We start from the raw sequence: 19,862 nt of genomic DNA on the forward strand, positions 1-19,862 counted from the left end.
CACTCCCTGATGGGCATGCGATCCACCATAAGCGCTCCGATCGCCCTCGCAGCAGCGCGTAACGAACCTCTCGCGCCGGAGCGGGCCGCGCGGAGGGCCGCCGGGCGGCGGTTTCCCGGGTGGGGAGCCGGGGGTCCGCGGCCGTCCCGCATCGCATAAGTTCTCTTCTGAGGATCAGGGACCACGGAGGGGACGAAGGCGCGCGATGACCGGCGAGGTGCTTCAACTCCGCGGAGTCGGGGTCAGGCGCGGCGGGGCGAACCTGCTGCGCGGCGTGACGTGGACGGTGAACGAGGGCGACCGCTGGGTCATCGTCGGACCCAACGGGGCGGGCAAGACGACCCTGCTCCAGATCGCCGCCGCGATGATGCACCCCACCGAGGGCTCCGTCCGGATCCTGGAGGAGGAGCTCGGCCGGACGGACGTGTTCGAGCTGCGCCCGCGCATCGGCCTCGCCAGCTCGTCCCTCGCGGAGAAGGTCCCGGCCGGGGAGACGGTCATCGACCTGGTGCTGACCGCCTCGTACGCGATCCTCGGCCGCTGGCAGGAGGAGTACGACTCCACGGACGTCGGCCGCGCCGTCGCGCTGCTCGATGCGCTCGGCTGCGCCGACCTGATCCGCCGGACGTTCAGCACGCTCTCCGAGGGGGAGCGCAAGCGCGTCCAGATCGCCCGCGCGCTGATGCCCGACCCGGAGCTGCTGCTGCTGGACGAGCCCGCCGCGGGCCTCGACCTCGGCGGCCGCGAGGACCTCGTCGCCCGGCTCGCCGCCCTCGCCGACGACCCGACCGCGCCGACGATGGCGATGGTCACGCACCACGTGGAGGAGGTCCCCGAGGGCTTCACCCACGCGCTGCTGCTGCGCGGCGGCGAGATCGTCGCGCAGGGCAAGGTGGACGAGGTGTTCACCGCCGAGCACCTGTCCGGCACGTTCGGCCTCCCGCTCGCGGTGGACCGGCAGAACGGGCGCTGGTACGCGAGGTCCGTCCGCTGAGCCCGATGGACGCGCTGGACGCGGCGGTGATCTTCGCCGCCGGAGTCGCCGCGGGCGGCATCAACACGATCGTCGGCTCGGGCTCGCTGATCACCTTCCCGACCATGGTGGCGCTCGGCTACCCGCCCGTGGTGGCGAACGTGTCGAACACGATCGGGCTCGTGCCCGGCAGCGCGACCGGCGCCTACGGGTACCGGGAGGAGCTGAAGGGGCAGCGCGGACGGCTGCTGCGGCTGGTGAGCGCGTCCCTGATCGGCGCGTTGATCGGCGGGCTGCTGCTGCTCGGCCTCCCGGCCGGGGCGTTCGACGTCATCGTGATCGCGCTGATCGTGATCGCGCTGGTGCTGGTGGTGGCGCAGCCCCGGCTGCAGCAGTGGATGCTGCGGCGACGCGAGGGCGAGCACCGTCCGCACGGCGGGGCGGCGCTGTGGGTCGGCGTGCTGCTCACGGGCGTGTACGGCGGCTACTTCGGGGCGGCGCAGGGGATCATCCTCATCGCCCTGCTCGGCATCATGCTGGACGACGACCTCCAGCGGCTGAACGCGGCGAAGAACGTCCTCGCGGCCCTCGTGAACGGGACGGCCGGGCTCCTGTTCACGCTCCTGTGGCTGTTCTCGGACACGCGGGTCAACTGGTGGGCGGTGCTGATGATCGCGTCCGGCGCGACGGTCGGCGGGTTCCTCGGCGCCCGGGTCGGACGCCGGATCCCGCCGCTCGTGCTGCGCGGCGTGATCGTGGTCGTCGGCCTCGTCGCCATCGTAAATCTCCTGCTGTGACCAGCGCTTTCGGCGCCCGAGGCAGGGTTCGCGGACGGGCGTTCCGGGTATAGGTCGAATATACGTTCGACTATCGGAGGTTCGCGCCGATGAAGGGCGACAGGGTCGAAATCGTCATCGACGCCGGCGGCGAGGGAACGCGGACGTACGAGGTCGTGGCGAGCCGCGCCGGCCGCCGCGTCGACATCGCGACCCGCCGCGGGGTCGTCGAGGTCAGCGAGGTGACCCGCACCGGCACCGCGGTCCGCACGGCCCGCTTCATGGCCAGCCGAGTCCTGGCCCTGGTCGAGTACCCGGTCTCCGACCGCTCCGCCGACGCCCCCGACTGACCGACGTGCCCGCCGGTCGGCGCGCCGGAGGATAGACGTGCCCGACCGACCGGCGTGCCCGACCCGACCGGCGCGTTCGACCGACCGGCGCGTCCGACCGATCGGCGTCCGACCGATCGGCGTCCGATCGACCGGCGTCCGATCGACCGGCGCCCGACTGGGCGGCGCGTTCGATTGGGCGGCGGGTTCGGCTGGGTGGCGGGGTCGGGTGGCCGGTGGGTCAGGGGATCGTGGCGTCTCGGCGGGGGCGAAAGGTCGTACCGATCGAGTAATATCGAACATGTATTCGAACGATGGGGTCGGCTCGGAGGGGGTACTCCGGGGCGGCCGCGGACCTTCGACGTAAGGCGGAGATGCCGATGACAGCCTCGCCCGACGTCCTTTCGACCTCCCTCGACGTGATCAGAAGCGCGCAGGCGCGGCGGCGCCCCGTCCTCATGCTCACCGGCGGCGCGGACGGCCGTCCGCGGGTGTGCGTCCCCGACTGGGGCGAGCTGCGCGTGCTCGACGGCCTGCGGCTGCGGGTGGCGGTCTGGCCGGACGACCCGACCGCCGTCCAGCTGGATCGCGGCGCGCCGGTCCTGCTGGTCGTGGCCGACTCGCCGGACGTCCACCTGATCCACGCGACGCCCCGCCGCCTGGCCGACGCCGCCATGGTGTGGGCGCACTACGAACTGACCATCACCTCGGCGCGGATAGCCGAAAGAGGCACCGCTCCCTACGCCGACTCCGCCCAGCCCGACGAGGAGGTCCTCGTGGGAACCGTCCTCCGGAGGCGCCCATCGTTCAGTTGACTCGGGGCGCCGCCGGCCGCGGCCGGCGGCGGGCGTTCGGTGAGGCTCGCTAGCCAGGGGTCGGGCGCGGCGACGGTCAGCGTCCTGCGGAGCGTGCGGGCGGCCTGCACGGCCGTGGGACGGCTGGCGGACGTGCCCAGAGTCGGGCGCGGAGTCGTCCGGGTGGAGTAGCGGTCGCCCGCGTGGTGCCAGTGGTGGACGGCGGCGAGCCACGACCGCAGGGCGTCCACGTAGCGGTCGAGGGTTCGGCGGGAGTCCGCGTCCAGGCCGAGTTTGGCGGTGAGGGCGGGCAGCCGCTCGGTGGCGATGTGGTCGAAGCGGCGCAGCCGGACGCCCGCCAGGTCGTTCAGCGTGCGGAGCGACTCGGCGCGCGTCTGGCCGAGGAGGCGTTCCAGCGGGAGCGTCGCGGTGCTCAGGCAGCGTTCGAGCTCCACCTCCTTGCGGGCGGAGAACACGTCGTTGAACAGGAGCATGGCGTCCATGGCGGCGTTGTCGAGGGCGCGGAGCTGGCGGCTGGCCGACAGGGCCGGGTGCAGCCGGATGTCGGCGGCCGCCCTGATGAGGGTGAGGTTGAGGGTGTGCGCGAATGAGCGCCGGCGCCAGTCGAAGTAGTCCAGCGGCTCGGGGACGCGGTGCTGGTGCAGGTTGAACAGCTCCCACAGGTGGCCTGAGCAGTATTCGGCCAGGCCGTCGACGCGGTCCGGGAACAGTTCGGCGCTGCGCGGCCACAGGTCGGCCAGGCACCGCTCCAGGATGTTGAGCGGCGACGGCACGGGGGCGGCGCGGTCGGCGGGCATGAACGCCGGGAGCCGTGCGAACAGCGTTTCGGCGGCGGCGAGGTCGCCCGGGCCGAGCGGGCGGCCCCGCTTGAACAGCTCGACCACCAGGTCGTCCATGTAGAGGGCGAAGATCAGCCATTGGCCGACCAGCTCCAACCGGGGCCGCGGCGCGTCCGGGAAGGCGGTGGCGGGGATGTAGGCCAGGTCCTCGGCCGTGAACTGCCGTTCCGTCCAGGCTCCGGAGCCGGGGACGCCGTTCGGGCGCAGCAGTCCCATCCGCCGCGCCCAGTCGGTCGACCTGAGCCCGCACACCTCGTGGTGCGGGTTGCGCCGGATCCGGTACGGCATCGCGAGGGGGCGTCCGGCGAAGTGCCCGGCGCGTGCGGTGGACGGGCGATGGGCCCGGCGCGTCCAGTCCACGCGCGGCGGCTCCGCGGACCCGTACCGGGACGTCTCGCGGTGCCAGCGCAGGTCGCCCGCGATGTGGTCGCGCAGCGCCTGCACGTACGCGCCGACCGAGGCGACCTCGGCGCGCGTCATGCCCTCCCGCGCGGCGAGGCCGGGGAGCTCGTCGCGGACGGTGTCCTCAAGCTGGCCCATCCGCCCGGTGAGCAGGTCCCCGACGAGGTCGGCGGCCTGCTGCCGGGTGTACCCGAGCCACTCGGCCAGGACGGGGACGATGTTGAACGACGACCCTCTCCGCGCGTCGCGGGCGTGCCGGAACAGGTCGTCGCGCAGGCCGACGACGTCGGCGAAGCTCGTCTCGATCACGCGGAGCGGCCGCGTCCCGGCGAGCCGCTCGGGGACCTCGGCGCGGACGGAGTGCTCGACGAGCCGCGCCGTCCAGAACGGGCCGCCGTGCTCGCGCCGCAGGCCGAGGTACTCCATCGGGTCGAGGACGGCGCGCTCCGGGAACTCCAGCAGCCCGGCCGAGGTCTCGACCGCGCCGTGGAAGGCGTCCGCGAACCGGCGCCGCCACCCGGCCGACGTACCCGGCACGGTCCGCGCCCACAGATCCGCGAGCCCCTGCTCCACCGCCCCCTCCACCTCGACCCGGACCCCCTCCGCCTCGACCCGGACCCCCTCCGCCTCGACGCACGCGCCCTCCGGGTCGGGCACGCCCTCCGGCCCGACGACCGCGCTGTCCGCCCCGTCCGCGCCGTTCGGGCCGTTCGGGCCGTCCGCGCCCGCCAGCTCGGCGGACGCGCTGTCCACGGCGGACGCGCCCTTCGGCCCGGGGAGCGCGCTGTCCGGGGCGAGTAGGCCGTCTGCGGCGAGCAGGCCGTGCGGGGCGGACGCGCCCTCCGGTCCGGGAGACGCGCTGTCCGGGGCGGCCGGGCCGTCCGGGGCGAGTGGGCCGTCCGCGGCGGGCGTGCCCGCCAGCTCGGCGGGCGCGCCGTCCATGGCGGGCGCGCCCTCTGGTCCGGGGGTCGCGTTGTCCGCGGTGGGCGGGCCGTCCAGGGCGGATGTGCCCTCCGGCCCGGGGGTCGTGTTGCTCGGGGCGGGCGGGCTGTCCGGGGCGGGCGAGCTGTTCGGCTCGGCGGGCGCGTCCTTTGGGCCGGTGGGGGCGGTGTTTGAGGGCGGGGCCGTGTTCGGGCGGGTGTCTTCTGGGGTGAGGGTCACGGGGGTTAAGGCGCGTAGGCGGGAAGGAGCGAATCTCGTGGTGGCCTTGGCCGGGGTGAGTCGGTCGATGTGGTCCTCTATGAACCAGCCGAGGACGTACCACTCGGTGAGCAGTTCCAGTTCGTCCGCGGGCGCGTCCGGGAAGCCGTAGGCGGCGAACCTGGCGAAGTCGATGGCCTCGTAGTCCGCCTCGTCCCAGACGGACTCGTCGGAGCCGAGGATCCCGATGTCGAGGGCCCACCGCTTCGCGGCGGACCGGGCCCGGGCGTGGTGCGGGTTGAGGCGCGCCGGGTACGGCATCGGGAGCGGCGGGAGGGCGATGGACGTCATGGCCGCCACCCTACGAGCGACATATGCGCAGAGTCAGTACTCAACTACCATGAGTCGCCATTGCGGAACGTTCTGCTGACCGCAATGGACCTGTGGAACAGCCCCCGAACCCCTAGTAAGGACGGACCTGGACCGTGCCCTCCTCCGTGACCCGGGTCTCGAAGGCGGGCTGCCGGGCGGTGGCGGGCCCGTGCACGACGGCCCCGTCCTGGACGCGGAACGTGCTCCCGTGCCACGGGCAGATGACGCACACGTCGGCGTTGTCGTCGGTGACGATGCGCCCTTGGTGAAGGGGCCCGGCGAGGTGGCTGCAGCGGTCGGCGAGGACGTGGATCTCGTCGCCGGTCCGAAGCACGAACAGGCCGATGTAGCCGAGGCGGCGGTGCACGGGCCAGCCGTCCGGGAGTTCGTCGGCCGCGCAGAGGTCGTGCCAGCCGAGCGTGACGAGGTGGCCGATCTGGTCGGCGTGGCTCGCGCCCGCGGCCTGCCGGAACGCGAGGTGCCCGCCGAGGTAGCCGCCGACGAGGAGGGCGGACAGCCCGGCGTAGCCGAACGCGCGCCCGGCGCCGTCCCGGCCCTGGTAGCGGGCCACCAGGGACGCCGAGTACAGCGTGCTCGCCGTCGCCATCCCGGCGGCGTGGACGAGCCCGACGCGCTGCTGCTCGCGGTGCAGCGAGGCCCAGTCGGCGACGCCGGTCAGCACGGTCGGGACGGCGCTCGCCAGCCCGGCCGCGACGAGGGTCCCGGCGGCGCGCCGCGCGCCCGGCATCAGGTCCAGGACGGCGGCGGACATCCAGAAGCCCATCGGCATGTCGGTCAGCGGCGGATGCGCGGGGTGCCCGGCCGGGACGCCGTGCAGCGCGTCCTTGACCGGCCCCGGGCGCAGCACGCGCCGCACGGCCAGGGAGAGTCCGCGGATGACCCCGTCGAGGCCCTGGGCCTGCTCCAGCCGGTCGGTGACGTCGGCGAGCCGCGCCGGCCCCTCCGGCCGGGACATTCGCCGGAAGATGTTCGTCCTGCGGTTCATGCCCCTCCTCCGCGGCGTGTGCTTGAGACCTCGCATTCGTCCGAGCCCCCTGTCGGACACTAGCCGTCCGCGTTCACCTGCGGCCAGTCATACGTACCTGTAGGCGGGAGGGGCTAAACCACGGGGCCGACGTGTGCTAGGCGCGTGGGCTGCGCGGGCGTCCGCTAACCGGCTGTGACGGCGGTGACGGTGACGGGGACGCCGTTCAGGACGGCGTTGCCCGACAGCGGGTCGATCTCCCGCTCGTCCGTGATCGCGTTGACGTTGACGCCCGCGTGCCGCCGCGCGACCCCGGTCCGCGTCCCGGAGCGGTCGTGGCCCCACCCGTGCGGGAGGCTGACGACGCCGGGCATGAGGGCGTCGGTGGGCTCGGCGACGGCCTCGACGGCGCCCGTCCGGGACGAGACGCGCACCGCGTCCCCGGCGGCGACGCCGAGCCGGGCGGCGTCGGCGGGGTTGAGCAGGAGCGTGCACGTGTTGGAGCCGCCGACCAGCTCGGGGACGTTGTGCAGCCAGCTGTTGTTGGAGCGCAGGTGGCGGCGTCCGATCAGGACCAGCCCGGACGGGACGGGCTCGCGGAGGGCGCGGTGCAGGCGGTCGACGTCGGCGGCGAACGTGGACGGGCACAGCTCGATCCGTCCGGACGTGGTGCAGAGCACCTCGTCCAGGCGCGGCTTGAGGGCGCCGAGGTCGAGGCCGTGCGGGTGCTCGGTGCGGAGCCGGGTGAGGGTGAGCCCGTCCGGGTCGGCGCCGAAGCCGTCCCCGTAGGGGCCGAGGCGCAGCATCATGTCGAGCCGCCGCTCGGCGGGCGGCGCGTCGGCGTCGAGCAGTGCGCGCAGCTCGGCGGGCTCGCGGCCGTGCACCGGCGACTCGGCGAGCGCGGCCGCCCGGGTCAGCGCCGCCGTGATGATCATGTCGTCGAGCGCGGCGGGGTCGGCGTCCGCGCCGGAGGCGAGCACGGCGAGCCGGGCGAGGATGGCGGCCTCGTCCGGGCGGCCGTCCGGGAGCGGGACGGCGGGCGGCGAGTAGCGCGCGTAGTCGCGGACGGCGAGCCCGGTCAGCGCGACGTCGTAGTGCGGCGTCTGCGCGGGCCGCGGCGGCGGCAGGATCACGTGCGCGTGCCGGGTCGTCTCGTTCAGGTACGGGTCGACGCTGACCATGAACTCCAGGCCGCCGAGCGCCCGGTCGAGCCGGACGGAGTTCGGCGCCGACAGCGCCGGGTTCCCGCCGATCGTGATCAGCGCCCTGACCTGGCCCTCACCGGGCGTGTCCAGCTCGTCGGCGAGGGTCGCGACGGGCAGTTCGCCGTTGACCTCGGGGAGCCCGCGGACGCGGCTGCGCCACCGCCCGGTGGTGAACGGCCGCTTCCGCCGGTACACGGGCGCGTGCGCGGGACGCGGGAACATCGCCCCGCCGGGACGGTCGAGGTTCCCCGTCAGGACGTTGAGGACGTCCACCAGCCAGCTGTTCAGCGTCCCGTACGGCTGCGTGCAGGTGCCGACGCGCCCGTACACGGCGGCGCGGGGCGCGGCGGCCAGCTCGCGGGCCGTCCGCCGGATCGTCTCCGCCGGGACGCCCGTCATGGGCGCGACGCACTCGGGAGCGAAGTCGACGGTGAGGGCGCGCAGGTCGTCCAGGCCGTTGACGCGCCCGGCGAGATGCTCGGCGGAGACGACGAGGTCCTCGGCGAACAGGGTGCGGACCAGCGCCATCAGGAAGAACGCGTCCGTCCCGGGACGGATGAACAGGTGCTCGTCGGCGAGCGCGGCCGTCCGCGTCCGGCGCGGGTCGACGACCACGACCTTCCCGCCGCGCGCCCGGATCGCCTTGAGCCGTCCGGGGAAGTCGGGCGCGGACGCGAGGCTGCCGTTCGAGTCCAGCGGGTTCGCGCCGAGCATCAGCAGGTGGCCGGTGCGGTCGAGGTCGGGCACGGGGATCGCGAGCGGGTCGCCGAACATGTGCCCGCAGGCGACGTGCTTCGGCATCTGGTCGGCGGTGCTCGCGGTGAACAGGTTGCGGGTGCCGAGCGCCTTCACGATCGCGCCCGCGTACAGCGGACCGGCGATGGAGTGCGCGGCCGGGTTCCCGATGTAGACGGCGACGGCGTCCGCGCCGTGCCGCTCGACGATCCCGGACAGCGCGTCCCGGACGGTCTCGAACGCCGCGTCCCACCCGGCCGCCGTCCAGCCGTCCGCTCCGGGTGCGCGGACGAGGGGCTCGGTGAGCCGGTCCGGGTCGCCGTCGAGGGAGCCGAGCGTGGCGCCCTTGGGGCAGATGAACCCGCGGCTGAACGGATCGTCCCGGTCGCCGCGCACCCGCGTGACGGCGTCCGCGTCGTCGAGTGTCAGCTCCAGTCCGCACATCGCCTCGCAGAGGGGACAGGTGCGGAACGCCGTGCGGTTGCCCATCGAGCACTCCTTGTGAACGTGACCGTCCCCATCATTCCCCGGCTCCGCGGGTCTGGCCACGGTGGGTGACCCGCTGTGTCGTCCGCGTGTGAGGACCGTCGCCGTCCAAGCAGGTCAGGGGGCGTTCTCCCGCGGGATGTGGCGCCCGTGGCATGCTGGGGCGTCTGATCCGGGAGCTCCGCTGGGGGCGTGCGGAGGTATGGGGATGGGCATGCGGGGGAAGGCGGCAGCGGCGGCGGTCATGGCCGGGGCGGTCGCGCTGGCCGCCACCGGGTGCGGCGGCGGTTCGGGCGACTCGGACGCGAAGGGCGCGACGCCGCCGCCCGGGACGTCCGGCGGCACGCAGGCCCCGGCGAGCCGGGAGCCGGCCGCGCGGCAGCCGATCGTCCTGGCGTTCGGCGGCGACACGCACTTCGAGGGGTCGCTGCGGTCCCGGCTCGCGAACCCGGCGACCGCGCTCGGCCCGGTCGCGCGGCAGCTCCGCGCCGCCGACCTCGCCATGGTCAACCTGGAGACCGCGATCACGACCGGCGGGACGCCCGCGCCCGGCAAGCAGTTCACCTTCCGCGCCCCGGCGACCGCGTTCACGGCGCTCAAGGCCGCCGGGGTGGACGTCACGTCCATGGCGAACAACCACGGCATGGACTACATGGAGGAAGGGCTGCGCGACTCCCTCGCCGCCATCAAACGCAGCCGGTTCCCGGTGGTCGGCATAGGCAAGAACGCCGACGAGGCGTACCGCCCCTACCGCGTCACCGTGAAGGGCAACAAACTCGCCATCATCGGCGCGACCCAGGTACTCGACGACAACCTGATCGAGCGGTGGACGGCCACCGACGCCAAGGGCGGTCTGGCGTCGGCCAAGGACATCCCGCGAATGGTGCAGGCGGTGAAGGAGGCGCGCAAGGGATCGGACGTCGTCATCGTCCACCTGCACTGGGGCCAGGAGCTCAGGTCGTGCCCGCTGCCCCGCCAGCAGGAGCTCGCCCAGCAGCTCGTCGCGGCGGGCGCGGACATCGTCGTCGGCGGCCACGCCCACGTCCCGCTGGGCGGCGGGTACATGAACGGCTCGTACGTCCATTACGGGATGGGCAACTTCGTGTTCTCGTCCGCGAGCGGCCAGACGGCCGAGTCGGGCGTGCTGTTCCTGCGCGTCGAGAACGGCAAGGTCGTCAAGGACAAATGGGCGCCCGCCCGGATCTCCGGCGGCCTCCCGATCCCGCTGAAGGGTGCCTCGGCGGTCGCCGGCGTCAAGAGGTGGAACGGGCTGCGGGGATGCACCGGCCTCCAGGCGCGCCCGTCCTGACCGGCTGGACTCTCCCCCCGTGGGAGGGCTCAGGGTGGTGCCCGTGAGCGACGATCTCCTGCCGATCGGACGGTTCGCCCGGCTGTGCCGGTTGAGCGTCAAGCAACTCCGGCACTACGACGACCTGGGCCTGCTCGCCCCGGCGTGGACGGACCCGTCGTCCGGCTACCGCTACTACCGGCCGGGCCAGGCGCGGGACGCGCTGCTCGCCGGCCTGCTGCGGGCGATGGACGTCCCGCTGCCGGTGGTCGCGCGCGTCCTGTCCGGGGACGAGGGCGGCGCGCTCCGCGAGGCGCGCGACCGGATCGAGGCCGACGTCGACCGGCGGCTGCGCGGCCTGCGCCTGCTCGACCGCGTCGTGGCCGAGGGCCTGCCGGACGTCGCGGTGTCGATCGTCCAGGAGCCCGCCCGCCGGGTGTTCACCGCGAGCGAACCTGCGACGCCCGCGACCATTCCGGTCGCCACCGGGGCGTGCGTCGCGCGGCTGCTGCCCCGGATGACGCCCGGCGGCCTGCTCGTCGGCCTGTTCCCGCTCGACATGGCGGACGGGTTCGACGTCCGCGTCGTGGTCGAGGCGGCGGACGGCGACGGCGTCCTGCCCGGCGGCCCGTTCGCCGCGGCGGTCCACGTCGGCCCGTACGAGGAGATCCCGCTCACGGTCCATGGCGTGCTCGCGTGGATCGGCGACCACGGGCACACGCCCGCCGGTCCCGTCCGCGAGGTGTACCTCGACGATCCCGCGACCACGCCGCCCGAACGCCTGGAGACCCGGGTGATGATCAGAGTGGAGGACTCTCCATGAACGGCTGGTACGAGGCGTCCGGCGAACCGGAGATCGTGGAGCACGGGCCGGTGTCCGGTCTGGCGGTGACCGGTCGCGGCGAGCCGGGAGGCGCCGCCTACGGCGCGAGCGTGGGCGCGCTGTACGCGGTGATGGGCGCGCTCGGCGCGCCGGCGGCCCCGCTGGAGGGACGCTGGTGGGTCGAGGACGAGCGGTCGCCGTTCGACGTCCCGCGCGAGGAGTGGCGGTGGCACCTGTTCCTCCGCCTCCCGGACGACGTCGGGGCGATCGACCAGGCGCGGGAGGACGTCCGGGCGAAGGTTCCGGCGGCGGCGCGCGTCCAGCACGTCCGGTACGGGGGTGGACGGTGCGTGCAGGTGCTCCATCGCGGCGCGTACGCGGACGAGCCCGCGTCCCTGGCGAAGATGGGCGCGCTGATGGAGGCCGAGGGGCTCGTTCCCAACGGACTCCACCACGAGATCTACCTGTCCGACACGCGGGAGACGGACCCCGCGAAGATGCGCACGATCCTGCGGCAGCCCGTCCGGTAGCGCTGGTCGGAGGGCCCGTCGCGGAGGCGTGGTTTCACGGGAAACTACGCCTCCGCTCTCGGGTCGACGCGCTGGCGCGGGTCGGCGGCGGTGCGCCTGAGGGTCTGGGACGGGGTCTCCCCGAAGCGCTGCCGGTAGTGGGCGGCGAACCGGCTCATGTGGACGTAGCCCGCCGCCCCGGCGACCTCGGTGATCGTCCGCGGTCCCGGGGTCGCCGCGAGCAGCGCGGCGCGCGCGTGGTCGAGCCGGACGCCGCGCAGGAGCTGCGTCGGCGTCATGCCCCACTCGGCGTGGCAGATGGCCTGGAGCTGGCGGACGCCGATCCCGGCCGCCGAGGCGATGTCGGCGACGCCGATCGGGCGCCGGTGGTGCGCCTCCACCCAGTCGCGGATGACGCCCGCGAGGCGGTGCGGCGGGCGCGGCGGCGGCTCGGCGAGGGTGTCGGCCGCCGTGTGCGGGAGGCCGAGCAGGATGGCGGTGAGCAGCGACTCCTCCAGGTTCCGCTCCGCCAGCGGGTGCAGGCCGCCGTGCGCGGTCGCGTGGTCGAGCACGTCGCAGACGTGCCGCCACGTCCGGTCCACGATCGAGGACGGCAGCACGGCCTTCCCGCCGGAGTTGAGGAAGCGGGGCGGCGGGCCGTGCTCGCGCCCGAGCTGGCGGGCGAGGTGGTCGGCGAGCCGCCCGGTGGTCGTCGACACGACCAGGCAGCCGCGCCTCGGCGGCGGAACCAGCCGCATCGGCTCGTCATGGGACAGGACGTGCCCGCCGCCGGTGGTGGACCGCTTGCGGGTGGAGCGGTACTCGACGTCCATGGGCGCCATCGGAGCGCACATGGCGAAGTGCCCCTCGGTGGGGGGCGTGTCCACGATGACGCCGCCGCCGCCGTACCGGACCCAGACGAGGTTGACCGAGCCGAGGGTGACGGCGTTGACGACCCCGTCCAGCGGTGCGCCCGGCCTGCGGGCCTGGAGGTCGTGCCCAACGGCGAACGGTTCGACCGCGTCGTGGAGGACGTCGAGCTCCCTGCTGACGACCCGCCGATACGCGGACAGGGGTTGGGAAGCGGTGGGAGGAGTCATGGTGGTGTGCGACGGTACCGGGCCCTCGCGGTCGAACAAACCCTCTTAGATGGGAATGGTTCCGAGGGCGACGCGGTCGAAGGGCCCCGGCTCCGGCTCGTTCGGACGCCGGACGTCCGTGGTCGCGTAGACGACGACCGTCGCCGGCCGCCGCCGCCGTTCCCTGGCCCAGAGCGCCGTCTCGTGCACGATCTCCGCGAGATGGGCGCCGCAGGAATCGCGTCCCGGCGTCCGGACCCCGGGCGCCGGAACCGCCTCCAATCGCACGTGAAAGCGGGAAGAACGCCCGCAGTTCGGCATCGAGCAGGCCGGGCTGCCGTCGAGTAAGGGATATGCGGGGTCGCTGCGCATCGTCTGCACTTCCGGCGTCGCGAAGAGTGGGGGGCCGCCTTCGGGGCGTTGAATTCGCTGACCCCGGGGGGCGGGATTCGGAACTGATTCGCCTCCCGGGGCGGAGCCGCTGAAGCTCCAATCATGCATCAGCCGACCGCGCGCATCAACGCGAAACAGATAGCGGATCTCGCCCGGCAGCTAGCGAGCTTCGACCCCTTTTTCTGATTTAGCCGAAACGCGAGAATGGGGCGGTTCGCAACCCGTTCGGCGTTCGGTGGACGCGCTCCGGGAGAGCCGCGCGACGGTCGGGAGGCCCGGCGCGGTGGGCGAAGCGGCGGAGCGTGAAGATCGCCCTCACCTGCGCGGGTGCGCCGGTCGAGGCGGCGGCGGGGGCCGCCGCGGCCGTCCGGAAGCACGGGGCCCGGCCCGGTGGTCATGGACGCGATGGCCGGATCCGGCCGCGACGTCCGTCCGTCCCTCTCGTCACGCCTCCTGGTTGATGCGGGGCGCACGTAGAGTGGCGGACATGGCCATCTGGGACGACCGCCCCGCCGGGCTATGGCGTCTTACCGAGGCGGGTGTCGTGTGATGAAGGTCCGCGTCCTCACCTTCAACACGCTGTTCCGCGGACGGGCCCGCGCGCGAATCGGGGCGCTGGCCGAAATCGTCGATCGCGCCGACTACGACGTCGTCTGCCTCCAGGAGGTCATTTCCCCGCGCGTCCTCGCCCGGCTGCGCGGCGGGACGCCGTCCTATCCGCATCGGGCGCACGCCGGCGCGTTTCCGCTCGTCCGCGGAGGGTTGGTCACGCTTTCGCGCTGGCCGATCACGCGGAGCCATTTCCTGACGTACACGCGTTCCCTTCCAGCGCGTCCCGAATGGATCCTGCGCAAAGGGGCGCTGTTCACCCGCGTCCGCCTTCCGGACGGGTATCTGACCGTTGTGAACACGCACCTTTCGGCGAATCTGGACGTTGACTGGTCTCCGTCCAACGTCTACGCGAAGGTCGAGGAATCGGAGCTTCGGGAACTGGCCGCCGGGATCGGCCGCATTCCCCGGACGGAACCGATGGCGGTCATGGGCGACTTCAACGTCCCCCGCGAATCGCCGTTCCTGCGGGCGTTCACGGACGCGACCGGGCTGGCGAACGCCCTGGCGGGCGACGCGGAGCCGACGTTCCGTCCCGAGATCGCGGAGTTCGAGCCCATCGACCAGCTCCTCGTCCGGCCGGGGATCGAGGCGACGACCCGGCTGGTCTTCAAGGACGACGTCCGCCTTCCCGACGGCGGCGCCGTCCAGCTCTCCGACCATTTCGGAATCGACGCCACGCTGACGGTCGGCGCCGCTTAGCCGGCGGGTTTGCGGGCCTCGATCAGCACGCGCGAGGAATGGGCGACGAACGGGCCGTCCCGCCGGATCCGGTCGTGCAGTTCGCGGAGCCGCTCGCGATGCGCCTCGACCGTGAACCCCGGGACGATCCAGATGACCTTGCGCAGGAAGTAGACGACCGCGCCGATGTCGAGGAACTCCATCCGCAGCCGTTCCGAGCGCAGGTCGACGACCTCCAGCCCGGCGGCGCGGGCGTCGGCGCTCTCCACGTCCGGGTGCCGTTTCCGGCGCGCCTCCGGCTGCGGGCCGAGGAAGTGCTCGGTCAGCTCGAACACGCTGGCCGGGCCGACGTGCTGGGCGAAGTACGTCCCGCCGGGGACCAGCACGCGGGCGATCTCCGCCCACCGGACGACGGCCGGGTGACGGCTCACGACCAGGTCGAACGCCGCGTCGCCGAACGGCAGCGCCGGCCCGCCCGGGTCGGCGACCACCACCGCGCCGCGCGGGTGCAGCAGCCGGGTCGCCCGCGCGACGTTCGCGGGCCAGGACTCCGTCGCCGCCATCGTCGGCGGGAACGTCTCCGCCCCGGCGAGCACCTCGCCGCCGCCGGTCTCCACGTCCAGCGCGGCCTGGGCACTGGCGAGCCGCCGGCTCATGAGGCGCTGGTAGCCCCAGGGCGGGCGCTCTTCCGTCGCGCGGCCGTCCAGCCAGGAGAAGTCCCAGCCCGCCACCGGGGCCGCCTCTGCCTCGGCCACCAGTTCCTCGAAGCTCGTCTCGTCCATCAGTCCATGGGTCAGGTTGTTCGGAATTCTGTGATGGTTACGGGGCGCTTGGGTGTGCCGTCGCCGGGGCCGTTCTCGTCGCCCGCCCCTGCCTTGGCGACCTCGTCCACCATGTCCAGGCCGGACGTGACCTGGCCGAAGGGCGTGTAGTCCGGGGACAGGGTCGCGTCCGCGTACAGGATGAAGAACTGGCTTCCGTTGGTGTCGGGGCCCGCGTTGGCCATGGCGACCACTCCCCGGGTGTAGCGCGCTCCCGAGGTGTTCTCGTTGGCGAACTTGTAGCCGGGACCTCCGGAGCCCCTACCCGATGGGTCGCCGCACTGGAGAACCTTCAGACCGGCACTGGTCGTGAGCCTGTGGCAGGGCGTGTCGTCGTAGTACTTCTTGCCCGCCAGGAAGGCGAGCGAGTTCACGGTGCAGGGCGCCTTGGCCGCGTCCAGTCGCACTTGCAACGTGCCCCGGTTGGTCTTGATGGTGGCCCTTGTAGGCAGGGTCGCGGGTACTTGCGATGGGGGCGTCCCCACGTCCTTGACGCCTCCGAGGCTTTCCCGCGTGTAGACGCAGTTGCGACTGGACTGCCCTGCCAGAGCGGTCCTGCTGCCGGGGCTCGACTGGGTGGCCGGTGTCGCGGGCTTCTCCCTGTCGTTCCAGAGGACGACGCCGACGACCCCGCCGGCCACGGCCAGCACGCCCGCCCACGCGCCGACGGCGATCAGCGGCGCGTGCCGTCCACGCCCCGGTCGCGGCGCGCCCGCCGGATTCGTCGGGTACCGGTACACCGGCGGCGGACCGGCCGGGAACGCCGGGGGAGGCGGCGCGGACGGCCGCCGTCCGGCGACCGACGTGCCCTCCGCGAGTAGGTTCCGCTCCGTCCCGGCCGCGGCGGCGTCCAGCCGGTCGCCGAGCAGCCCGCGCAAAACCTGGACCGCGGTCGGACGGCTCGCCGGGTCCTTGGCGAGGCAGGCCGCGACCAGCCCGCGCAGGTCGCCGGTGAGCGCGCCGAGGTCCGGTTCGCCGGTCAGCACCCGCTGCATGATCGCCGGGACGGTGTCGGCGCCGAACGGCGGGACGCCGTTCGCGGCGAACGCCATCGTGCAGCCCCACGCGAACATGTCCAGCGGCGCGCCGCCCGCCGACCCGGCGAACTGCTCGGGCGCCATGTAGGCGGGCGTCCCGACCGCGCCGGTCATGGTCGCGGACGTCGCGTCCAGCGGCCGCGCGATGCCGAAGTCGATCACCTTCGGGCCGTCCGCGCCGAGCAGCACGTTCGCCGGCTTGAGGTCGCGGTGGACGACGCCCGCCTCGTGGATCGCGGCCAGCGCCGTCGCGGTGCCGATGGCGAGCCTGACCAGGTCCTCGCCGGACGCCGCGCCGCGCTCGGCGACCAGCTCGCGCAGCGACGGCCCCTCGATGTACTCGCTGACGATGTAGGGGAGGTCGCCGTCGGCGTCCGCGGCGAGGACCCGCGCGGTGCAGAACGGCGCGACCCGGCGCACGGCCGCCAGCTCGCGCTCGAACAGGGTGCGGGCGCGCTCGTCCCGGCCGATGTCGGCGTGCAGGAGCTTCGCCGCGACGCGTTGCCCGTCGGCCGACTCGCCGAGGAACACGGTGCCCTGCGCGCCCTCCCCGATCCGGGCCGTCAGCCGGAACCCGCCGAGCTCGCGCGGGTCGTTCGGGCGCAGCGGGCGCGGTTCGGGCATCCGGGACCTCCACGGCGGCGGCGAGAGGAGAGCAGCCTATCCGGGGAGCGGCGCGGCCATCTGGGCGGACGCCATTCCGCGGATTCGCCTCTGGCCTTGACGCCGCGAACGCCGGACAGAACTAGGAGGCGGCGATCAGGTCGCGGTACCAGTCGTAGGACTTCTTCGGCGTCCGCTTCTGCGTCTCGTAGTCGACGTGGACGAGCCCGAACCGCGGATGGTAGCCCTCCGACCATTCGAAGTTGTCGAGAAGCGACCACGTGTAATACCCGCGGATGTCGATTCCCTCGCCGATCGCCTTGCGCATGGCGTTGATGTGGGCGTCCAGGAAGGCGATGCGGGACGAGTCGTCCACCGCGCCGTCCGGGCCGATCTCGTCGGGGAACGAGCAGCCGTTCTCCGTGATGTAGAGCGGCGGCAGGTCGTACCGGGAATCGAGGGTGCGCAACAGCGACAGGAAGGCGTCGGGGACGATCGGCCATCCCATCCCGGTCACCGGATATTCGGAGATGTCCACGATGTCGAAGGGGAGCGGCCCCTCCGTCGGGTTCTTGAGCCGCGTCGGCTGGTAGTAGTTCACGCCCAGGAAGTCGATGGGCGACGCGATGACGGCCAGGTCCTCCGGGCGGACGAACGGCGCCTCGCCCATGATGTCCGGATACCGCCCCAGCAGCACGGGATCGGTGAACAGCCGGTTCATGAACGCGTCGAAGGCGTCCGCCGCCGGACGGTCGGCGGGCGACGCGGCCCAGGCCGGGGAGTAGTGGTTCGTCAGGCCGACCTCGCGGGCGCCCCGGCCGCGCAGCGCGGTGACGGCGAGGCCGTGGCCGAGGAGCTGGTGGTGCGCGGTCGGGAGCGCGTCCAGCATGAGCGTCCGGCCGGGGGCGTAGACGCCGAACGCGTAGCCGTAGGCCATGACGACCACGGGCTCGTTCAGAGTTATCCACATGTCCACGCGGTCCGCGAGGCGCTCGGCGGCGAGGTAGGAGAATTCAGCGAACCGGTAGGCGGTGTCGCGCTCCATCCAGCCGCCTGCGTCTTCGAGCGGCTGCGGGAGGTCCCAGTGGTAGAGGGTGGCGGCGGGCGCGATCCCCGCCGCGAGCAGGCCGTCCACGAGACGGTCGTAGAAGTCGAGGCCCTTCGGGTTCACCGGGCCGCTGCCGCGCGGCTGGACGCGCGGCCACGCGATCGAGAACCGGTAGGAGTCCACGCCGAGGCCCGCCATCAGCGCGACGTCCTCCGGCCAGCGGTGGTAGTGGTCGCAGGCGACGTCGCCGGTGTGGCCGTCGCGGGTGCGTCCCGGCGTCCGGGCGAAGGTGTCCCAGGTGGACGGTCCCCGCCCGTCCTCGTCGGCCGCGCCCTCGATCTGGTAGGCGGCCGTCGCGACGCCCCAGCGGAACCCCTGCGGCAGACCCATCGCCGTCCCCTCCCCGGAGCCTCCGGAAATGCGAATTACTTTCGGATATTAGGTGTTCGGGTGGTGCGCACGGAAGACTCCCGTGGCCTCGGGGTGGCGGCGGTGACGCCGTCCATGCCCGGCGGCGTCGCGTTCGGGTGACAATGGTCGGGTGACCGAGATCCGGACCCCGCTCCGCCGCCGTCCCGCCCAGCGCCGCAGTGCCGAACGCGTCCAGCGGATGCTCGACGCCTGCGCCGACATCCTCGACGAGGACGGCTACGACGGCCTCACCACGACGCGCATCGCCCAGCGCGCCGACGTGGCCATCGGCTCGGTGTACCAGTTCTTCCCCGACAAGCGCGCCGTCGCGCAGGCCCTCGCGCTGCGCAACCTGGAGGAGTTCGGCGAGCGCATCTCGACGCGGCTGGCCGACGGCGGCTTCGACGACTGGTCCGACACGGTCGGCGCGATCATCGAGATCTTCGTCGCGATGCACCGCACCGTCCCCGGCTTCCGCGTGCTGCGGTTCGGCGACGTCGCCGACGTCCACCTGCTCGACTCCGACGCCGACAACAACGCGGTCGTCGCCGGGCGGCTCCGCCGGATGATCGTCGAGACGTTCGGCATCCAGGACACCCCCGGCCTCGCCACCGCGCTCGCCATCGCGGTGGAGGCGGGCGACGCCGTGCTCAAGATGGCCTTCCGCCGCGACCCGGACGGCGACCCGGTGATCGTCTCCGAGGCGGAGCGCCTGATCCACGGCTACCTCGCCGCCCATATCGAGGAGTCCTGACCCACCGCCCGACTTCTGTGGCAGACTCCGCGAAACGCTACAGAACGGGTGAGTTCGCTGGACGACGCACGGCTCCAGGCGCAGAACAGGCTGCTGATCCGTCAGCGGTTGCGTCTGATGGTGAACCAGTACGAGGTGCACGCCGAGACCCCCGGCGGCGAGGAGGGCGAACTGCTCGCGTTCGCGCAGCAGAAGCGCCTCGCCTTCAAGGAGCAGGTGACCCTGTACGCGGACGACGCCAAGACCCGTCCGATCCTCGGGTTCAAGGCGCGCAAGCGCATCGACCTCGCGTCCGCGTACGACGTCACCGACGCGGACGGCAAGCCCATCGGCGTCTTCCGCAAGGACTTCAAGAAGTCCCTGCTCGCCTCCACCTGGCACCTGGAGCAGCCCGGCCTCGGCGTCACGACCGGCAGCGAGCGCAACAAGGCCGTCGCGATGCTGCGCCGCGTCTGGCAGTTCATCCCGTACGTGGACTCGCTCCCCTTCGCCTGGCCGTACCACTTCGACTTCTACGCGGGCGACCAGGTCGCCTTCTCCGTCGACAAGAGGTTCGGCTTCCGCGACCGCTACGTCGTCGAGATCAACGACCCCCGCGTGGACCGGCGCCTCGTCATCGCGCAGGCCGTCGCGCTGGACGCCCTCCAGTCCCGCTGACCCGTCTCCGGCCCCTTCGCGTGCCGGGCTGTTCTCGTGCGCTTGCGGCTATGGGCCTGGCCAGCACGCGGGTTTACATGTTACGAAGGTAT

General features: G+C 73.2%; 18 protein-coding genes. 10 read left to right on the plus strand and 8 right to left on the minus strand.

Features of this window, described 5'->3' with window-relative positions; translation table 11 throughout:
- Positions 1 to 205: 205 nt before the first annotated feature.
- The 4 genes from FXF68_RS10015 (at position 206) to FXF68_RS10030 (ending at position 2,893) form a co-directional block, all read left to right on the plus strand.
- Positions 206 to 994 carry an ABC transporter ATP-binding protein gene (locus FXF68_RS10015; protein ID WP_148758641.1) on the plus strand — a complete coding sequence of 263 codons (789 nt, stop codon included), beginning with the start codon at positions 206 to 208 and terminating at the stop codon, positions 992 to 994.
- Between the two features lie 5 nt (positions 995 to 999).
- Positions 1,000 to 1,770: a sulfite exporter TauE/SafE family protein gene (locus tag FXF68_RS10020; RefSeq protein ID WP_148758642.1), complete on the plus strand. Its 771-nt coding sequence runs from the start codon at positions 1,000 to 1,002 to the stop codon at positions 1,768 to 1,770.
- A gap of 89 nt (positions 1,771 to 1,859) precedes the next feature.
- A complete protein-coding gene (locus FXF68_RS10025) occupies positions 1,860 to 2,099 on the plus strand; it encodes a hypothetical protein (RefSeq protein ID WP_148758643.1) in 240 nt (79 codons plus the stop codon).
- A 359-nt stretch (positions 2,100 to 2,458) separates the two neighbouring features.
- On the plus strand, positions 2,459 to 2,893 hold the full coding sequence (locus FXF68_RS10030; RefSeq protein ID WP_148758644.1) for a hypothetical protein: 435 nt from the start codon (positions 2,459 to 2,461) through the stop codon (positions 2,891 to 2,893).
- Here FXF68_RS10030 and FXF68_RS42245 read toward each other — a convergent pair.
- The 3 genes from FXF68_RS42245 to FXF68_RS10045 form a co-directional block, all read right to left on the minus strand.
- A complete protein-coding gene (locus tag FXF68_RS42245) occupies positions 2,818 to 5,625 on the minus strand; it encodes a terpene synthase family protein (protein ID WP_187437838.1) in 2,808 nt (935 codons plus the stop codon). The two genes, FXF68_RS10030 and FXF68_RS42245, sit on opposite strands and share 76 nt — an antisense overlap.
- 112 nt (positions 5,626 to 5,737) lie before the next feature.
- The gene (locus FXF68_RS10040) at positions 5,738 to 6,652 is read right to left on the minus strand and encodes a Rieske (2Fe-2S) protein (protein WP_148758645.1); all 915 of its coding nucleotides are present in this window, start codon (positions 6,650 to 6,652) and stop codon (positions 5,738 to 5,740) included.
- A gap of 164 nt (positions 6,653 to 6,816) precedes the next feature.
- Complete coding sequence (locus FXF68_RS10045; protein WP_148758646.1) at positions 6,817 to 9,060, minus strand: molybdopterin oxidoreductase family protein; 2,244 nt, start codon at positions 9,058 to 9,060, stop codon at positions 6,817 to 6,819.
- 205 nt (positions 9,061 to 9,265) lie between these two features.
- On the opposite strand from FXF68_RS10045, the gene FXF68_RS10050 reads away from it, so the two are divergent.
- Genes FXF68_RS10050 through FXF68_RS10060 form a run of 3 tightly spaced genes read left to right on the plus strand, consistent with a single transcriptional unit; the run spans position 9,266 to position 11,698 of the window.
- Complete coding sequence (locus tag FXF68_RS10050; protein WP_342787114.1) at positions 9,266 to 10,366, plus strand: CapA family protein; 1,101 nt, start codon at positions 9,266 to 9,268, stop codon at positions 10,364 to 10,366.
- 43 nt (positions 10,367 to 10,409) lie between these two features.
- Positions 10,410 to 11,168, plus strand: a complete 759-nt coding sequence (locus FXF68_RS10055; protein ID WP_148758648.1) for a MerR family transcriptional regulator — start codon at positions 10,410 to 10,412, stop codon at positions 11,166 to 11,168.
- A complete protein-coding gene (locus FXF68_RS10060; RefSeq protein WP_148758649.1) occupies positions 11,165 to 11,698 on the plus strand; it encodes a GyrI-like domain-containing protein in 534 nt (177 codons plus the stop codon). Before FXF68_RS10055 ends, FXF68_RS10060 begins: the two co-directional genes overlap by 4 nt.
- Before the next feature lie 44 nt (positions 11,699 to 11,742).
- On the opposite strand, the gene FXF68_RS10065 is transcribed toward FXF68_RS10060, so the two are convergent.
- Together FXF68_RS10065 and FXF68_RS10070 are read right to left on the minus strand one after the other, a co-directional pair.
- On the minus strand, positions 11,743 to 12,777 hold the full coding sequence (locus FXF68_RS10065; RefSeq protein ID WP_148758650.1) for an AraC family transcriptional regulator: 1,035 nt from the start codon (positions 12,775 to 12,777) through the stop codon (positions 11,743 to 11,745).
- Positions 12,778 to 12,822: 45 nt separating this feature from the next.
- Positions 12,823 to 13,044 carry a hypothetical protein gene (locus FXF68_RS10070; protein ID WP_148758651.1) on the minus strand — a complete coding sequence of 74 codons (222 nt, stop codon included), beginning with the start codon at positions 13,042 to 13,044 and terminating at the stop codon, positions 12,823 to 12,825.
- Between the two features lie 654 nt (positions 13,045 to 13,698).
- On the opposite strand from FXF68_RS10070, the gene FXF68_RS10075 reads away from it, so the two are divergent.
- Positions 13,699 to 14,460 carry an endonuclease/exonuclease/phosphatase family protein gene (locus tag FXF68_RS10075; RefSeq protein ID WP_187437839.1) on the plus strand — a complete coding sequence of 254 codons (762 nt, stop codon included), beginning with the start codon at positions 13,699 to 13,701 and terminating at the stop codon, positions 14,458 to 14,460.
- On the opposite strand, the gene FXF68_RS10080 is transcribed toward FXF68_RS10075, so the two are convergent.
- The 3 genes from FXF68_RS10080 to FXF68_RS10090 all read right to left on the minus strand — a co-directional run bounded on the left by FXF68_RS10080 (position 14,457) and on the right by FXF68_RS10090 (position 18,338).
- The gene (locus tag FXF68_RS10080; protein ID WP_148758653.1) at positions 14,457 to 15,221 is read right to left on the minus strand and encodes a methyltransferase domain-containing protein; all 765 of its coding nucleotides are present in this window, start codon (positions 15,219 to 15,221) and stop codon (positions 14,457 to 14,459) included. The genes FXF68_RS10075 and FXF68_RS10080 overlap by 4 nt on opposite strands.
- 11 nt (positions 15,222 to 15,232) lie before the next feature.
- Positions 15,233 to 16,921 (minus strand): protein kinase domain-containing protein, encoded by a 1,689-nt coding sequence (locus FXF68_RS10085; protein WP_148758654.1) that lies wholly within the window; start codon positions 16,919 to 16,921, stop codon positions 15,233 to 15,235.
- 121 nt (positions 16,922 to 17,042) lie between these two features.
- The gene (locus FXF68_RS10090) at positions 17,043 to 18,338 is read right to left on the minus strand and encodes a GH1 family beta-glucosidase (RefSeq protein WP_148758655.1); all 1,296 of its coding nucleotides are present in this window, start codon (positions 18,336 to 18,338) and stop codon (positions 17,043 to 17,045) included.
- Between the two features lie 151 nt (positions 18,339 to 18,489).
- On the opposite strand from FXF68_RS10090, the gene FXF68_RS10095 reads away from it, so the two are divergent.
- Positions 18,490 to 19,113 carry a TetR/AcrR family transcriptional regulator gene (locus FXF68_RS10095; RefSeq protein ID WP_148758656.1) on the plus strand — a complete coding sequence of 208 codons (624 nt, stop codon included), beginning with the start codon at positions 18,490 to 18,492 and terminating at the stop codon, positions 19,111 to 19,113.
- A 48-nt stretch (positions 19,114 to 19,161) separates the two neighbouring features.
- A complete protein-coding gene (locus FXF68_RS10100; RefSeq protein WP_246178606.1) occupies positions 19,162 to 19,770 on the plus strand; it encodes an LURP-one-related family protein in 609 nt (202 codons plus the stop codon).
- The last annotated feature ends 92 nt before the right edge of the window (positions 19,771 to 19,862 follow it).

It is taken from the genome of Actinomadura decatromicini (assembly GCF_008121305.1).
In the GTDB taxonomy this organism is placed as follows: Bacteria; Actinomycetota; Actinomycetes; order Streptosporangiales; family Streptosporangiaceae; genus Spirillospora; species Spirillospora syzygii.

Excerpts from the sequence above, each read along its gene's own strand:
- FXF68_RS10080 (WP_148758653.1), bottom strand. The coding sequence starts at position 15,221 with ATGGACGAGACGAGCTTCGAGGAACTGGTGGCCGAGGCAGAGGCGGCC.
- FXF68_RS10075 (WP_187437839.1), top strand. The coding sequence starts at position 13,699 with ATGAAGGTCCGCGTCCTCACCTTCAACACGCTGTTCCGCGGACGGGCC.
- FXF68_RS10065 (WP_148758650.1), bottom strand. The coding sequence starts at position 12,777 with ATGACTCCTCCCACCGCTTCCCAACCCCTGTCCGCGTATCGGCGGGTC.
- FXF68_RS10090 (WP_148758655.1), bottom strand. The coding sequence starts at position 18,338 with ATGGGTCTGCCGCAGGGGTTCCGCTGGGGCGTCGCGACGGCCGCCTAC.
- FXF68_RS42245 (WP_187437838.1), bottom strand. The coding sequence starts at position 5,625 with ATGACGTCCATCGCCCTCCCGCCGCTCCCGATGCCGTACCCGGCGCGC.
- FXF68_RS10085 (WP_148758654.1), bottom strand. The coding sequence starts at position 16,921 with ATGCCCGAACCGCGCCCGCTGCGCCCGAACGACCCGCGCGAGCTCGGC.
- FXF68_RS10025 (WP_148758643.1), top strand. The coding sequence starts at position 1,860 with ATGAAGGGCGACAGGGTCGAAATCGTCATCGACGCCGGCGGCGAGGGA.
- FXF68_RS10050 (WP_342787114.1), top strand. The coding sequence starts at position 9,266 with ATGGGCATGCGGGGGAAGGCGGCAGCGGCGGCGGTCATGGCCGGGGCG.
- FXF68_RS10040 (WP_148758645.1), bottom strand. The coding sequence starts at position 6,652 with ATGAACCGCAGGACGAACATCTTCCGGCGAATGTCCCGGCCGGAGGGG.
- FXF68_RS10020 (WP_148758642.1), top strand. The coding sequence starts at position 1,000 with ATGGACGCGCTGGACGCGGCGGTGATCTTCGCCGCCGGAGTCGCCGCG.
- FXF68_RS10030 (WP_148758644.1), top strand. The coding sequence starts at position 2,459 with ATGACAGCCTCGCCCGACGTCCTTTCGACCTCCCTCGACGTGATCAGA.
- FXF68_RS10015 (WP_148758641.1), top strand. The coding sequence starts at position 206 with ATGACCGGCGAGGTGCTTCAACTCCGCGGAGTCGGGGTCAGGCGCGGC.
- FXF68_RS10060 (WP_148758649.1), top strand. The coding sequence starts at position 11,165 with ATGAACGGCTGGTACGAGGCGTCCGGCGAACCGGAGATCGTGGAGCAC.
- FXF68_RS10045 (WP_148758646.1), bottom strand. The coding sequence starts at position 9,060 with ATGGGCAACCGCACGGCGTTCCGCACCTGTCCCCTCTGCGAGGCGATG.